The sequence below is a fragment of the Plantactinospora sp. KBS50 genome (assembly GCF_002285795.1).
In the GTDB taxonomy this organism is placed as follows: domain Bacteria; phylum Actinomycetota; class Actinomycetes; order Mycobacteriales; family Micromonosporaceae; genus KBS50.
Genome location: NZ_CP022961.1, coordinates 2,465,415 through 2,479,311 on the forward strand (window position 1 = coordinate 2,465,415; position 13,897 = coordinate 2,479,311).

The following is a 13,897-nucleotide window of genomic DNA, read 5'->3' on the forward strand; positions in this document are numbered from 1 at the left end:
GGGCGTTCCCGCCCCACGGACCGTCCGACGTGACCAGGATTGATCGGCGCGAACCCGGGGCATAGAGCCCGGGGAGCGCGAAAAGGAGGGCAACATGGCCGACGTCGTCGATCCCGGCCGATCCCGGCCGGTCACCGAGCAGTCGACCGCGGAACTCGTGCAGCGGGCGACCGAGCAGGTGTCAACGTTGATCCGGGACGAGCTGGCGCTGGCCCGCGCCGAGCTGACCGAGAAGGGCAAGCACGCGGGAATCGGCGTCGGGCTGTTCGGCGGGGGCGGGGCGCTTGCCCTGTACGGCCTGGGCGCGCTGGTCGCCGCCGTGATCATGCTGCTGGCGCTGGCCATCCCGGCCTGGCTGGCCGCGCTGATCGTCGCCGTCGGGCTGTTCGCCATGGCCGGCGTGCTGGCGTTGGTGGGCCGGAAGCAGGTCCGGCGGGCCGTGCCTCCCGTACCATCGGCGGCAGCCGATAGCCTGCGGGCGGACGTCAACGCGGTGACGACGGCGGTCAAGGACGGGAGGCGGGCATGACCGTCAACAACGGCAAACAGGACCCCGAGGCGCTGCGCGAGGAGATCAAGCGGACCCGGTCGGACCTGGGCGAGACGGTCCAGGCGCTGGCCGCGAAGGCCGACGTCAAGGCGCGGTTGAAGGAGTCGGCGGCGCAGACCACCGCCCGGGTCCGCCAGCAGGCGGCGCAGCGGACCGACCGGGTCCGCGAGCAGGCCGGGCAGACGGCCGAGGCGGTACGGCGGGACCCGGTGCCGTGGGCCGCGGTGGCCGCCGGCGTGGTGGCCGTGCTCGCCGTGGTGCTGGTGGTACGCGGGAGGCGGCGATGAGCGGGACGGTCAACCGGTTGGCCTACAAGCCGGTCGGCATGCTGCTGGGGATGGCCGCCGGCCTGCTGGCCGGTGCGGTGTTCCGGCAGGTCTGGAAGCTCACCTCCGGCGACGACGACGCTCCGGGTGCGACGGACGAGGACCGCGGCTGGGGCGAGGTGCTGGCCGCCGCCGCCCTGCAGGGGGCGATCTTCGCGGTGGTCCGGGCGGCCGTGGACCGGGGCGGCGCCACCGGCGTACGCCGGCTCACCGGCTCCTGGCCCGAGTAGGCCGGCGTCGAAGCGCCTGGCCGGTGGCCGTTCCACCTGGCGGTACCACCCCGGCTGTCGGCCGTATCTCAGGTCACATGTCGGAGAATTTCGTCAGGTAGGCTGTGCGAAGTTTTTGCGTACGTGGTTTGCTGTTCCACGCTGTTGCGAGACGGCGTGGGTTGAGGGAAGTCCTCCTTCGCGGGGGCCGACTCAGGCGCCGCTGCTCGAAAACGGCCAACCGGCCGCACGGCGTGCTCGGCCGCCAGTTTTAGAAGGAGATACACATGGCGCAGGGAACCGTGAAGTGGTTCAACGCAGACAAGGGCTTCGGCTTCATCACCGTCGACGGCGGGGTGCTGACGTGTTCGTCCACTTCTCGGCCATCCAGACCAGCGGCTACCGCACGCTGGAGGAGAACCAGCGGGTGGAGTTCGAGATCGCCCAGGGGCAGAAGGGCCCGCAGGCAGAGCAGGTCCGCCCCATCTGATCCAGCGCCCGGTCGCGGCCGGGCCTCACCGTTTCACCAAGGACCACCGACGGGTCCCGCAGCCGGTCCGGCCGCGGGACCCGTCGCCGTGCCGGCGTGGGTACACGGGCCGTGCCGGCAGCGATACGGGCCGTGCCGGCGGGGATCCGTCGCGTGCCGGCGGAGGCCGTGCCGGCGGGGATCCGTCGCGTGGCGGCGGACATCCGGGCCGTGCCGGCCGGGCGCGTCACGGCGCCCCGCGGCGCCGGCGCAGTCCGGCGGCGAGCAGCGCCAGGCCGGCCAGGCTCAGCACCGGTCCCACGATCGCCCAGGTCCGGTCGCCGGTCATCACGCTGCCGCCCAGATAGCCGAGGCCCTGCGCCGTCCAGAGCGCGCCGACCACCACGGCCAGCAGCCCGACCGCGAGCACCAACCACGCCTTCATCCGATCCTCCCGCCGGCCGTCGTCCGGGTCCAGGGTGGCAGGGCGGGCGCCGGGGGTCGAGCCGCCGGGCCGGGTTGTGGCCGCCGGATGCGGGTCGTAGGCTACCCAAGACGTACGTACGGTTTGGAGGCTGCCGTGTGGGACCCGGCCCTGTACCAGCGCTATTCGGACGAGCGGTCCCGGCCCTTCGTCGACCTGCTCGCCCGGGTCGGTGCCGATGACCCGCGCGGGGTGGTCGACCTCGGCTGCGGGCCGGGCACCCAGACCGCCACCCTGGCCGTGCGCTGGCCGCGCGCCCGGGTCACCGGCCTCGACTCCTCGGCCGAGATGATCGACCGGGCCCGCGGGTTGGACGGCCCGGTGGAGTTTGCGGTGGCCGACGTGCGCGACTGGCGGCCCGGGCCGGACACCGACGTGCTGGTGGCCAACGCGCTGTTGCAGTGGGTGCCCGGACACGACCGGCTGCTGCGGGCCTGGGCGACCGGGCTGCCGGCCGGCGCCTGGCTCGCCGTCCAGGTGCCCGGCAACTTCTCCGCACCCTCGCACCGGGCGCTGCACGAGGTCGCCGGCCGGCCGCGCTGGCGGGAACGGGTGGCGGCGCTGCTGCGCGCCGACCCGGTGGCCGACCCGGGCGGCTACGCCGCCCTGCTGACCGACGCCGGGTGCACGGTGGACGCCTGGGAGACGACGTACCTGCACCTGCTGCCGGTCACCGGCCCGGACCATCCGGTGCTGGCCTGGATGGAGGGTACGGCGTTGCGCCCGGTCCGGGCCGCCCTCGGCGACGGGCCGGACTGGCGGGACTTCCGCCGCGAGCTGGCCGGGGAGCTGGCCACGGCCTATCCGGTGCGGTCCGGGTCGGTGCCGTTCCCGTTCCGGCGCGTCTTCTTCGTGGCCCGCGCCGGATGCGGCGTCGGCGGCGTATCGCCCGAGTCGTGCGAGAATGTGACCCCATGATCGACCTGACGACCTTCATCGCCGGACTGCCCAAGGCGGAGCTGCACGTGCACCATGTCGGCTCCGCCTCGCCGCGGATCGTGGCCGAGCTGGCGGCCCGGCACGAGGGGCGCAGCCCGGTGCCGGCCGACCCGGCGGCCCTGGCCGACTACTTCGCCTTCCGCGACTTCGCCCACTTCATCGAGGTGTATCTGAGCGTCGTGGACCTGATCCGGGACGCCGACGACGTCTGGCTGCTCACCTACGAGATCGGTCGGGAGCTGGCCCGCCAGCAGGTCCGGTACGCCGAACTGACCATCACGCCGTACTCGCACGTGCGGCGCGGCATCCCGGCGCCGGAGTTCTGCGCGGCGATCGAGGACGCCCGCCGCCGGATCGAGGCGGACTTCGGCGTGCTGCTGCGCTGGTGCTTCGACATCCCCGGCGAGGCCGGGCTGCCGGCGGCCGAGGAGACGCTGCGGATCGCGCTGGAGGAGCGGCCCGACGGGCTGATCAGTTTCGGACTCGGCGGCCCGGAGATCGGCGTGCCACGGCCACCGTTCAAGCCGTTCTTCGACCGGGCCCGCGCGGCCGGGCTGCGCTCGGTGCCGCACGCGGGGGAGACCACCGGACCCGAGACGATCTGGTCGGCGCTGCGGGATCTCGGCGCCGAGCGGATCGGGCACGGCATCTCCGCGGCGGCCGACCCGCGGCTGCTGGAGCACCTGGCCGAGCACGCCGTCCCGCTGGAGGTGTGCCCGACCTCCAACGTCCGCACCCGCGCGGTGGCCACGATGCAGGAGCACCCGCTGGCCGCGCTGGTGGCCGCGGGCGTACCGGTGTCGATCGGGTCGGACGACCCGCCGATGTTCGGCACCACTCTGGAGGCCGAGTACGCGGTCGCCGCCCGGCTGCTCGGCTACGGCCCCGCCGAGGTCGCCGGGCTGGCCCGCAACGCCGTGACGCACTCGTTCATGCCGCCCGCCGACCGGGACCGGATCCTCGCCGAGATCGACGCGTACGCCCGGGCCGTTCCGGTCTGATTCTGATCGCCGCCGCCGAGATGTGGCCGCGGTCGAGATGTGGCCGCCGCCGGGATGTGGCCGGCCGTCGACATGTGGCCCGCCACCGAGATGGTGGCTGGCCCGGCGCGGGGTGCTGCGGGCGGCCGCGCCGGGCCAGCGATCCGGGGCCGACTCGCGGCGGTGCACGCGCGGCGGGACATGGTGTGGGGGTACCCGGCCCCGCCGCGCGTACTTCCGCTCCACCGCACCGGGGCGGGACGCACTATGGGGCGTTGTGGTCCGGTGGAGCGGGATGGGATCACCTGCGATGTTGCCAGCCCGTCCCGCGGTACACAGCGGCATTAACCCAGACGTAAGGAGAACTTGCACCAGTGCAGAGAAAGCGCTCTCGGCGCGCGGGTCACTCCTGCTTCTCGCGGGGCCGTGGCCAGCGCCGGGTGCCCGAATCCCGTTCCCGGGCCAGCCGGCCGACAAGTCCGAACCGGCTTACCTGCCGGGGCGTGGCCTCGGGATCGGCCAGCAGCATGACCACGCTCGCGCCGCCGAGTTGGGCCCGCGCGATGCTCACCGACCCGTTGGCCTGCCGCGCCACCCGGTGCGCGATGTCCAGACCCAGCCCGGTCGAGCCCTGGTCGCTGGCGCCGCGCCGCAGCGCGCGGTCCGGGTTGGCGATGCCCGGTCCGGCGTCGTCGACCCGGATCGCCACGTACCCGTCCCGGCGCGACACCGCGACCTCGAACGCGGTGCCCTGCGGGGTGTACCGGAAGACGTTGCCCAGCACCGCGTCCAGCGCCGCGGCCAGCTCGGCCCGGGGCACCGCCACCGGGATCCGCAACTGGGCGCCGAGCACCTGGTACGTCCGGTTCTGATCGCTGGCCAGCGCCGCCCAGAACACCATCCGGTCCCGGACCACCTCGCTGGCGTCGCACATGCCGGGGCCGGTCTCCTGTGCCGCGACGCTCTTGCGGGTGGTGTTGATCAGGACGTCGATCTCGCCCTCCAGGGTCACGATCGCCTGCCGGATCCGCCGGATGGTCCGGCGCCGGTCCAATTCGGCCTCGGTGAAGAAGCCGACGCTGGTGTCGTCGGAGTCCAGCGCGTCCGCGTCCAGCCGCAGCACGGTGAGCGGGGTGCGCAGCCGGTGCGACAGGTCGGCGACCAGCTCCCGCTCGTCGGTGCGGGACACCACCAACCGGTCGGCCATCCGGTTGAAGGCCCAGCCCGCCTCGGCCAGTTCCCGCGGCCCGCTGGGCTGCACCCGTACCCCGAGGTCGCCGTCGCCGACCGCCAGGGCGGCCTGGACGAGCTCCCGGGCCGAGGTCACCGCCCGGCCGGCGATCCGGTCCACCACCACGACGCTGGCCGCGACCAGGCCGAGTGCGATGGCGACCAGCGCGAGCCAGCGACCGGTGCTGCCGCGTTCCAGGTCGGCGGTGGGGACGAACACCTCCAGCACGCCGGTCTCCGGACCCAGCGGCACCGGCTCCAGCCGGACCACCCCGTCCGGGACCGTCACGAGCATCGGGCCGCCCTGCGCCTTCGCCCGCTCCACGTCCTGGTCGCTGGCGCGCACGATGCCCCCGGTCGCCAGGCCGTGCACGACCGGCCGGCGGGTCGGGTCGCCGCCGATGCTGTCCAGCACCCGCTGCACGTCCCGGGGGTCCCGGCTGACCGTCAGCGCGCCCTGGACCGCCGCGCTGCGCTGCGCCGCGTCGGCCAGCGCCTCGCTACGGACCGCGTCCTGCCAGGCCAGGCCGAGCGGGATGAGGAAGACCAGGGCGATGATCGAGGCCATGCCGGCCCCGAGGTAGGCCAGCGCCAGCCTCAGTCCGGTGCCACCAACCGGAACCCGACCCCCGCACGGTGCGCAGGTAGCGCGGCTTCGCCGCGGACTCGCCCATTTTGCGGCGTAGCCAGTAGAGATGTACGTCGATTGTCTGGTCCTCGCCGACCGATGGCTGACGCCATACCTCCTCCAACAGTTCCCGGCGGGACACTACCCGGCCGGGCCGGGCCGCGAGATAGGCCAGCAGGTCGAACTCTTTGCGGGTCAGTGCCAGGGGTACGCCGTCCAGCGTGGCGCTGCGCTCGCCGACGTCCACCCGCAGGTCGCCGACCTGGTGGACCGCCGGGGCCACCGCCCGGCTGGCGCGGCCGGCCCGGCGCAGCACCGTGGTGATCCGGGCGTCGAGATGGGCGCCGGTGAACGGCTTCACCATGTAGTCGTCCGCCCCGGCCCGCAGCAGCCGGATGATGGCCTGCTCGTCGTCCCGGGCGGTGGCGATGATGATCGGGATGTCGGTGATGCCGCGGAGCATCCGCAGGGCGTCCGCGCCGTCCAGATCCGGCAGTCCCAGATCGAGCACGACCAGGTCCGGGGTCTCGGCCGCCACCCGGCGCAACGCGTCGAGCGCCGTGCCGACCGCGTGCACCGCGTGGCCCCGGTCGGCCAGGGAACGCAACATCGCGCCGCGGACGACGTGATCGTCTTCGACCAGGAGTACCGTCGCCACCCCAGACCGTACTTCCCTTGGCAAGTCCTCGCCCCGGCTGGTCCGCGGGACACGCGGCAGATGTCACCCGGGGTGATCCGGCCGGCACCGGCCGGATCACCCCGGGGTGGTGTTCAGGCGTCCCGGCGGGACGCCGAACGGCGGTAGGCGAAGACCGCGAACGCGGCGAACACCACGAACCACCCGCCGAGCACCAGCGCGTCGGAGGTGGCCGGCCTGTCGTTGAAGTCGACCACCCGCAGCGGCAGGTCGGCGTACCCGTGGGTGGGCGTCAGCGCACCGATCGTGCGCAGCCAGTCCGGGAACGTGCGCAGCGGCAGCCACAGGCCGCCCAGCAGGGAGAAGCCGAAGTACGCCAGGAAGTTGGCCGGCTGCACCGTCTGCGCGGTGCACAGGTAGCCGATGCCCAGCCCGAGCAGCACGAACGGGGCGGAGCCGAGCCACAGCATCGGCACGATGGCCAGCCACTGCCCGGCCGAGAGCCGCACCCCGTTGATCCCGGCGGCGGCGACGCAGAGCGCGATCACCGGCGGCAGCGCCAGCAGCATCCCGGTGAGCGCCTTGCCGAGCACCACCCGCAGCGGGGACAGCGGGGTCAGCCGCAGGTGCCGCAGCCACCCGCTGGACCGGTCGGTCACGATGCTCGCGCCGTAGTTGAGCAGGGCGCCGATGGCGCCGAAGCCGCCGATGCTGATCATCGCGTAGAGCGCGGCGTCGTCGGCGTGGTCCTCGCCGGTCACCCTGCCGAGGTTCGTGAAGATCAGGTACATCACCAGCGGCATGATGATCGTGAAGATCAGGAAGCCCGGTGCCCGGAGCGTGCGTCGCAGCTCCAGCCGCAGGTAGCCGATCATGGCAGGCTCCTCACCCTCGCGTCGCCGGTGATCGCCAGGAAGGCGTCCTCCAGGTTGGCGCCGACCACCTCCAGGTCGCGCACCAGACCCCGCTGCGCCAGGGCCAGCACGGTCGCGTCCGAGTCGGTCGAGGCCAGCACCGCCCGGTCGGCCACCAGGTCGACCGAGACCACCCCGGGCAATCCCGTCAGCGGACCCGCCGCGGCGTCCGGTGCGGCGTCGGCGCCCGCCGCGGCGCCGGATCCGATGTCGAGGCCCGCCGCGACGGGCGGTGCGGTGTCCGCACCGGGTCCGCCGTCGCCGCCCTGCGGCCAGCGGATCGAGAGCCGCCGGCCCGGCACCGTGCGCTTGATCTCCTCGGGGGAGCCGTCGACGATCTTCCGGCCCTGCGCGATGACGACGATCCGGTCGGCGTTCTCGTCCGCCTCCGCCAGATAGTGCGTGGAGAACAGCAGGGTCCGGCCCCGGGCCACGTACCGGCGCATGGCCACCCAGAGGTCGCGCCGGGCCTCCACGTCCAGCGCCGCGGTGGGCTCGTCCAGCACCAGCAGGTCGGGCCGGCCGATCACCGCCATGGCGAACCGGACGCGCTGCTGCTGGCCGCCGGAGAGCGCCTCCGTCATCCGCCCGGCCAGGCCGGTCAGGTGGGCCAGGTCCAGCACCTCGTCCACCGGCATCGGGTCCGGATAGAGGCCGTGGGCGAAGTCCAGCAGTTCGGCGACCCGGATCCGGGGCAGCAGCTGGTTCTCCTGGAGCATCGCGCCGATCCGGCCGGCCGCGACCGCCTGCGCCGGGCGCTGACCGAAGATCTGCACCGTGCCGGTCTCCGGCGGCAGCAGCCCGAGCAGCAGGTTGATGGTGGTGGACTTGCCCGCGCCGTTCGGCCCGAGCAGGGCCAGCACCTCGCCGGCGGCCACCGACAGGTCCAGCCCGTCGACGGCCTTCGCCGCGCCGTACCGGTAGCCGACGCCGGCCAGCGCCAGGGCCGGCGGCGCCGCGGTCGTGGTGGCCGTCACCGCGCCTCCCGCGGGCCCTGGGTGATGGCGCTGACCGTGGCCCGCAGCGAGGCGTTCACCAGGTCGGCGTCGATCCCGACGCCCCACCGGGTCGTGCCGGCGTACCGGCACTCGACGTAGGCCACCGCCCGGGCGTCGGCGCCGGCGGCCAGGGCGTGCTCGGCGTAGTCCAGCACCCGCACGTCCAGGCCGATCCCGGACAGCGCCTGCACGAACGCCTCGATCGGGCCGCCGCCGGTCCCGGTGACCGTGCGCACCGCACCGTCCACTTCGATCTCGGCGGTCACCGCCACCCGCCGTCGGCCGGCGCCGTGGCGTACGAGCGCAGCGCCAGCCAGCGCTCGCCGAGGTAGTGGTCCGCGAAGATCTCCCAGAGCCGCTCCGCGCTGACCTCGCCACCCTGGTCGTCGGTGTACCGCTGGACCACCGCGGAGAACTCGATCTGCAACCGGCGCGGCAGGTTGAGCTGGTGCTCGGTGCGCATCAGGTACGCCACGCCGCCCTTGCCGGACTGCGAGTTGACCCGGATCACCGCCTGGTAGGAGCGGCCAACGTCGCGCGGGTCGACCGGCAGGTACGGCACGTCCCACGGGTACCGCTCGACCGGCGTACCGGCCGCGTCGGCGTCCCGGGCCAGCGCCGCCAGGCCCTTGTTGATGGCGTCCTGGTGCGACCCGGAGAACGAGGTGTAGACCAGGTCACCGGCGTACGGGTGGCGCTCGGGCACCGGAAGCTGGTTGCAGTGCTCCACGGTCCGGCGGATCTCGTCCAGCCGGGAGTAGTCGATCTGCGGGTCGACCCCCTGGGAGAACAGGTTGAGCCCGAGGGTCACCAGGTCGACGTTGCCGGTCCGCTCGCCGTTTCCGAACAGGCAGCCCTCCACCCGGTCGGCGCCGGCCAGCAGCCCCAGCTCGGCGGTCGCCACCCCGGTGCCGCGGTCGTTGTGCGGGTGCAGCGACAGGCAGGTGTGCGCCCGCCGGCTCAGCCGGTCGCCGAGCCACTCCACCAGGTCGGCGAAGTGGTTGGGGGAGCACCGCTCGACCGTGGTGGGCAGGTTGAGCACCAGCTCCCGGTCGGGACCCGGTTCCCAGGCGTCCGCCACGGCCTCGCAGACCGCGAGGGCGAAGGACGGCTCGGTGTCGACGAAGTGTTCGAGCGAGTACTCGAACCCCACGTCGGTGCCCCGCAGCAGCTCCTCGGCGTACTTCATGACCTGCCGGGTGCCGCCGGTGGCCAGGTCGAGGCACTCCGCGCGGTCCACTCCGAACACCACCCGGCGGAACAGCGGGCTGGTCGCGGTGTACAGGTGCACGGTCGCCCGGTCCGCGCCGGCGAGGCTGCGCACGGTGCGCTCGATGAGTTCCTCCCGGGCCTGGGTGAGCACCGAGATCTGCACGTCGTCGGGGATGAGGTCCTGCTCGATCAGCAGCCGGACGAAGTCGAAGTCGGCCTGGCTGGCGGCCGGGAAGCCGACCTCGATCTCCTTGAACCCGATCCGGACCAGCAGCTCGAACATCGCCCGCTTGCGGGACACGCCCATCGGCTCGGGCAGCGCCTGGTTGCCGTCCCGCAGGTCCACCGCGCACCACCGGGGCGCCGCGGTCAGCCGGGCGTCGGGCCAGCGGCGCCGGGGCAGTTCGGGCGCGCTGAACGGCCGGTACCGGTCATGGGGCATGCCGCTGCGACGCTGACGGTTGTTCATGATTCCTCCACTGTGACCGTGGGGCGCCGGCAGCGGCGTCACGACGCCGTGGCCAGGGACGGCCGCAGGTGCAGGCCGAACACCGGGGCCTCGGGGGCGCCCGAGGTCAGCACCTCCCGCTGGAGCCGCTGCAACTCCGGCTGCGGGTCGAGGCCGAGCTGGTCGTGCAGCACCCGGCGCAGGCTCTGGTACGCGTGCAGCGCCTCGCTGCGCCGTCCGCACCGGCTCAACGCCGCGATCAGCTGGCCGTGGAACCACTCGTTCAGCGGGTGCGCGGCGACCAGGCCGCGCAGTTCCCCGATGAGTTCGTGGTGCCGGCCGAGCGACGCGTCGGCCAGGATCCGCAGCTCCAGGGTGCGCAGCCGCTCCTCCTCCAGGTGCACGGCGTGCGCCTGCAGGTGCCGGCCGGTGAGCACGTTGGCCAGGCACGGTCCGGACCACAGGTCGAGGGCCCGGCGCAGCACCGCGGCGGCCTCCTCGGTGCGCCCGCCGTCGAGCAGCTGGCGGCCCTGCCAGGACAGGTCGTGGAAGGAGTTGGCGTCGACCTGCTCGGCGGTGGCGTACATCAGGTAGCCGGGAGGTGTGGTGATCAGCCACTCGGTGCGTCCGGGTGTCACCGCGGAGCGGCCGAACGCGCGGCGGAGCTGGTAGATGTATGTCTGGGCGGTGGTCACCGCGCTCTGCGGCGGTTCCTCGCCCCACAGCTCCTCGATGAGCGAGTCGACCGGTACGACCTGGTTCTCCCGGAGCAGGAGCAGGGCGAGCACCTGGCGCACCTTCGGCGCGGTGGGCGTGCAGAAAACGCCCTGAGAATTGACCACCTGGAGCGGACCGAGGACCTTGAAATTGAGCATTTCTGTTTCCTCCAGATTAATTGTTTGGGGTGCCGACCGGCCGGGAAGAACGGTGTTGTGACCGCCTCGCCGACTGTTCCTGGGGCCGAACCCTAGAGCGTTGATCGTCGATCGCTCAAGATGAACTGGCCGGAGGGTGCGGCAGGTAATCGCATGGATGCAGGCGGCGGTCTGGAGGATGCACCCCGCGCTGCAACTTTGGTTGTAGCGCCATTGACGGGTGCTGGAGTTCGGATACCGTACAGACATGTCGGTGGATGTACTACCCCGCGTGCCGACCGCTGCTCGCGTACTCCCGTCCCTTAACCGGGGACTGGTGGCGTGCGTTGTGGAAGCCCGACCCTGCGTCCAGGTTATTTTCCTACTCCGTTTTGTCGCTGGTTTCGTTCTGACCCGTCCGGCCGGTGCGGCGATCCCGCTGGGCCGACTGTTGATCGCCGGGATCAGCTGGGAACTCGCGGTGGTGTCCGCGTATCTCTTCGACGGCGTCATGGACGTGGTGGAGGATCGGCTCAACGGATCCACCCGGCCGATCGCCGCCGGTGCCCTGTCCCGCGGCTTCGCGGCGGTGGTCTCCGGTGCCGCGGCACTTGCCTCGCTCGCCGGCGCCTTCGTGCTCGGCGGGGCGTACCCGATCTTCGTGGGCATCTCGCTGGTGCTGGGGTACGCCTACTGCGCGCCGCCGGCACGGCTCAAGCGGTCCTCCCGGGCGGCCGGGGCGACGGTGATCATCTGCGGTCTGCTGACCTTTCTCGCCGGCGCCAGCGTCTATGGACCAGTACGAATAAACGTGGACCTGACCATATTCGCCGTAGTCATGTCGCTATGGATGGGCCTGGTCGGTGCGCTGGCGAAGGACTTTTCCGACACCGCCGGAGACGCCGCGGCCGGCTGCCGGACGACCGCCTTGGTCAGGGGCGACGCCCGGGCCCGCCGGCTGGTGGCCCGCAACGCGCTGGCGGTGGGCATCGGGTTTCCGGTGGCCGCCGTGGTATTCGCGCCCGGGCTGACCTGGCCGGCGCTCGCGATGTCGGCGGGTGCGGTTGTAGTCGCCTGGTTTACGCGCAGTAATCTCTCGCTCGGGAGTCGCAAGCGCCGCCGCTTGCCCTACCGTGCATTTATGGCAACCCAATATGCGGTTAATTGCGCGCTGCTGCTGACGGGCTTGATCTTGCCCTCCTGAGTAGCCACCGCTAGCCTCATCGCAATCGCAATATCGCGGGCGAGGAGAGCGGCGTTGGCCGAACGTCATCATGAAGGCTTGTCTCCGGCACTGGCCTCCTCTCTGAGAGCGGCACATCCGGACATAATGGCCTCGTTCGAGCGTCGCCTCGCCGAGCAGGACAGTCCGTTGTTCCGCAGCGAGGTATCCCGGCAGCAGGTCGTCGCGCACGCCCAGCAGCTTCTGGACGACCTGCTGGACGAGCTGGCCGGGCGGCACGAGGAGGCGGTGCGGCGCACGCTCGCCTCCGACATCGGGGCCACCCGCGCCGCGCAGGGCTTCCGCCCGGGCGAGTCCTTGCGGGCCGCTGGCATCCTGTTTGACGTGCTGCTGCGCTCCGTCGACGAGAACATCCAGGACGCCGCCGTGCGGTCCGAGCGGACCCTGCTGATCGCCCTGACCATGAACGCCGTGCTGGTCCGCGCGCTCGGTCAGGCCGCCGACGCGTACGGGGGCTTCCTGCTGAACCGGGTGCACGGCGCGCACCTGGAGGAGCGGCGCCGGATCAGCCGGGAGGTGCACGACCGGATCGGTTCCGGCGTCACGGTCGCGCACCGCAATTTGGAACTGTTCAATATTTATTGGGAAACCCAACCCGTGCATGCGGTTGCCCGAGTGGGTGTGGCGTACGAGGCGTTACGCGAAACCCTTGATGCGGTACGCGAAGTTATTTCAAGTCTGCGGGTAAGTGAGCCACTGGACAGCCTGGAGAAGGAGTTCCAGCGCTTCCTGGACTCGGTGCAACGCCCGGAGCTTGCGGTGCACATCGAGGTGAACGGCGACGAGCACTGGGCGCCGCCCGAGGTGCGCAACGAGGCGTTCCTCATCCTGCGCGAGGCCATCCGCAACGTCCTGGCGTACGCCGAGGCCAGTCACCTGCTGGTGCGGGTGGATGTCACCCCGGACGAACTGCGCGGGACCGTCCGGGACGACGGCGTCGGCTTCGACCCCCGGAACGTGTCGGCCAGCCGGGCCGGTATCGCCTCGATGCGGGAACGAGCGGCGCTGCTGGGCGGCGCCGTCAGCGTCGAGAGCGCCCCGGGCGGGGCACCCTCGTCGAACTTCTGGTGTGCCTACGGGAGGCGTGAGGTGGACGAGGGGCCGACCCGACTGGTCCTGGTGGACGACCACATGCTGGTCAGGGAGGGCATCCGGTGGATCCTTGAGGTCGAACCGGACCTTGAGGTGGTCGGCGAGGCGGGGGACAGCGCGACCGCGGTGGCCACGGTGACCGCGTTGCAGCCGCACGTCGTGCTGCTCGATGTCGAGATCGTCGGGGACGACGTGGTGACCACGGTGCAGCGGATGCGCGAGGCCGCCCCCGAGACCGAGATCATCATCCTGAGCATGTACGACGGCCCGCACCTGCTGCAACGCCTGCTCGACCTCGGCATCCGCGGCTACCTGCTGAAGAGCGCCCGCCGCGAGGAGCTGATCTCGGCCATCCGGACCGCCCGGCGACGGGACGACCGGATCATCCTCGGCGTCTCGCGGCAGAGCCTGGCCCGGGTCCGCGCCACGGCGGCCGACGTCGACCTGTCGGCCCGGGAACTCGACGTGCTGAAGCTGGCCGCCCAGGCCCTGACCAACGCGCAGATCGCCTCCCGGCTCCAGGTCACCGAGGCCACCGTGAAGCGGCACCTGAGCAACATCTTCGGCAAGCTCGGCGCCGTGTCCCGGATCGACGCGGTGAACAAGGCGGTCCGCTCCGACCTGATCAGCGCGCCCCGGTCCGGCCCGCACGGCGGGTCCGGATAGCCCGGTCCTCCACCGGTC

General features: G+C 72.4%; 12 protein-coding genes and 3 pseudogenes. 8 read left to right on the forward strand and 7 right to left on the reverse strand.

All coding sequences use genetic code 11. From position 1 onward, the window contains the following. The first annotated feature begins 94 nt into the window (after positions 1-94). From CIK06_RS10930 to CIK06_RS10945, 4 genes and pseudogenes are all read left to right on the forward strand, one after another. The gene (locus CIK06_RS10930; RefSeq protein WP_095564733.1) at positions 95-529 is read left to right on the forward strand and encodes a phage holin family protein; all 435 of its coding nucleotides are present in this window, start codon (positions 95-97) and stop codon (positions 527-529) included. Continuing rightward, complete coding sequence (locus tag CIK06_RS10935) at positions 526-837, forward strand: DUF3618 domain-containing protein (protein WP_095564734.1); 312 nt, start codon at positions 526-528, stop codon at positions 835-837. Before CIK06_RS10930 ends, CIK06_RS10935 begins: the two co-directional genes overlap by 4 nt. Next, positions 834-1,106, forward strand: coding sequence for a DUF4235 domain-containing protein (locus tag CIK06_RS10940; RefSeq protein WP_095564735.1), 273 nt, complete (start codon positions 834-836; stop codon positions 1,104-1,106). Before CIK06_RS10935 ends, CIK06_RS10940 begins: the two co-directional genes overlap by 4 nt. A 266-nt stretch (positions 1,107-1,372) precedes the next feature. Then, a pseudogene (locus tag CIK06_RS10945) lies at positions 1,373-1,575 on the forward strand (cold-shock protein). A gap of 226 nt (positions 1,576-1,801) precedes the next feature. Here CIK06_RS10945 and CIK06_RS10950 read toward each other — a convergent pair. Next, positions 1,802-1,999: a hypothetical protein gene (locus CIK06_RS10950; protein WP_095564736.1), complete on the reverse strand. Its 198-nt coding sequence runs from the start codon at positions 1,997-1,999 to the stop codon at positions 1,802-1,804. Positions 2,000-2,134: 135 nt separating this feature from the next. On the opposite strand from CIK06_RS10950, the gene CIK06_RS10955 reads away from it, so the two are divergent. Continuing rightward, complete coding sequence (locus tag CIK06_RS10955; protein WP_095564737.1) at positions 2,135-2,956, forward strand: trans-aconitate 2-methyltransferase; 822 nt, start codon at positions 2,135-2,137, stop codon at positions 2,954-2,956. Next, positions 2,953-3,978 carry an adenosine deaminase gene (locus tag CIK06_RS10960; RefSeq protein ID WP_095564738.1) on the forward strand — a complete coding sequence of 342 codons (1,026 nt, stop codon included), beginning with the start codon at positions 2,953-2,955 and terminating at the stop codon, positions 3,976-3,978. Before CIK06_RS10955 ends, CIK06_RS10960 begins: the two co-directional genes overlap by 4 nt. 382 nt (positions 3,979-4,360) lie before the next feature. Here the strand turns inward: CIK06_RS10960 and CIK06_RS10965 are convergent, their stop codons facing one another. The 6 genes and pseudogenes from CIK06_RS10965 to CIK06_RS10990 all read right to left on the reverse strand — a co-directional run bounded on the left by CIK06_RS10965 (position 4,361) and on the right by CIK06_RS10990 (position 10,899). Beyond that, positions 4,361-5,755, reverse strand: a complete 1,395-nt coding sequence (locus CIK06_RS10965; protein WP_095564739.1) for a HAMP domain-containing sensor histidine kinase — start codon at positions 5,753-5,755, stop codon at positions 4,361-4,363. Positions 5,756-5,784: 29 nt separating this feature from the next. After that, positions 5,785-6,473: pseudogene (locus CIK06_RS10970) on the reverse strand (response regulator transcription factor). A 113-nt stretch (positions 6,474-6,586) separates the two neighbouring features. Next, positions 6,587-7,327: an ABC transporter permease gene (locus CIK06_RS10975; RefSeq protein WP_095564740.1), complete on the reverse strand. Its 741-nt coding sequence runs from the start codon at positions 7,325-7,327 to the stop codon at positions 6,587-6,589. Further along, the gene (locus CIK06_RS10980) at positions 7,324-8,343 is read right to left on the reverse strand and encodes an ABC transporter ATP-binding protein (RefSeq protein ID WP_198348189.1); all 1,020 of its coding nucleotides are present in this window, start codon (positions 8,341-8,343) and stop codon (positions 7,324-7,326) included. Before CIK06_RS10980 ends, CIK06_RS10975 begins: the two co-directional genes overlap by 4 nt. After that, positions 8,340-10,045, reverse strand: a pseudogene (leuA, locus tag CIK06_RS10985) (2-isopropylmalate synthase). The gene CIK06_RS10980 and the pseudogene leuA overlap by 4 nt, the downstream one beginning before the upstream one ends. Positions 10,046-10,083: 38 nt before the next feature. Then, positions 10,084-10,899 (reverse strand): AfsR/SARP family transcriptional regulator, encoded by an 816-nt coding sequence (locus tag CIK06_RS10990; RefSeq protein ID WP_095564741.1) that lies wholly within the window; start codon positions 10,897-10,899, stop codon positions 10,084-10,086. Between the two features lie 316 nt (positions 10,900-11,215). Between CIK06_RS10990 and CIK06_RS10995 the strand changes: the two genes are divergently transcribed. Both CIK06_RS10995 and CIK06_RS11000 read left to right on the forward strand, forming a co-directional pair. Further along, on the forward strand, positions 11,216-12,082 hold the full coding sequence (locus tag CIK06_RS10995) for a UbiA family prenyltransferase (protein WP_198348190.1): 867 nt from the start codon (positions 11,216-11,218) through the stop codon (positions 12,080-12,082). Between the two features lie 126 nt (positions 12,083-12,208). Continuing rightward, positions 12,209-13,879 carry a response regulator transcription factor family protein gene (locus CIK06_RS11000; protein WP_095564743.1) on the forward strand — a complete coding sequence of 557 codons (1,671 nt, stop codon included), beginning with the start codon at positions 12,209-12,211 and terminating at the stop codon, positions 13,877-13,879. Positions 13,880-13,897 lie beyond the last annotated feature (18 nt).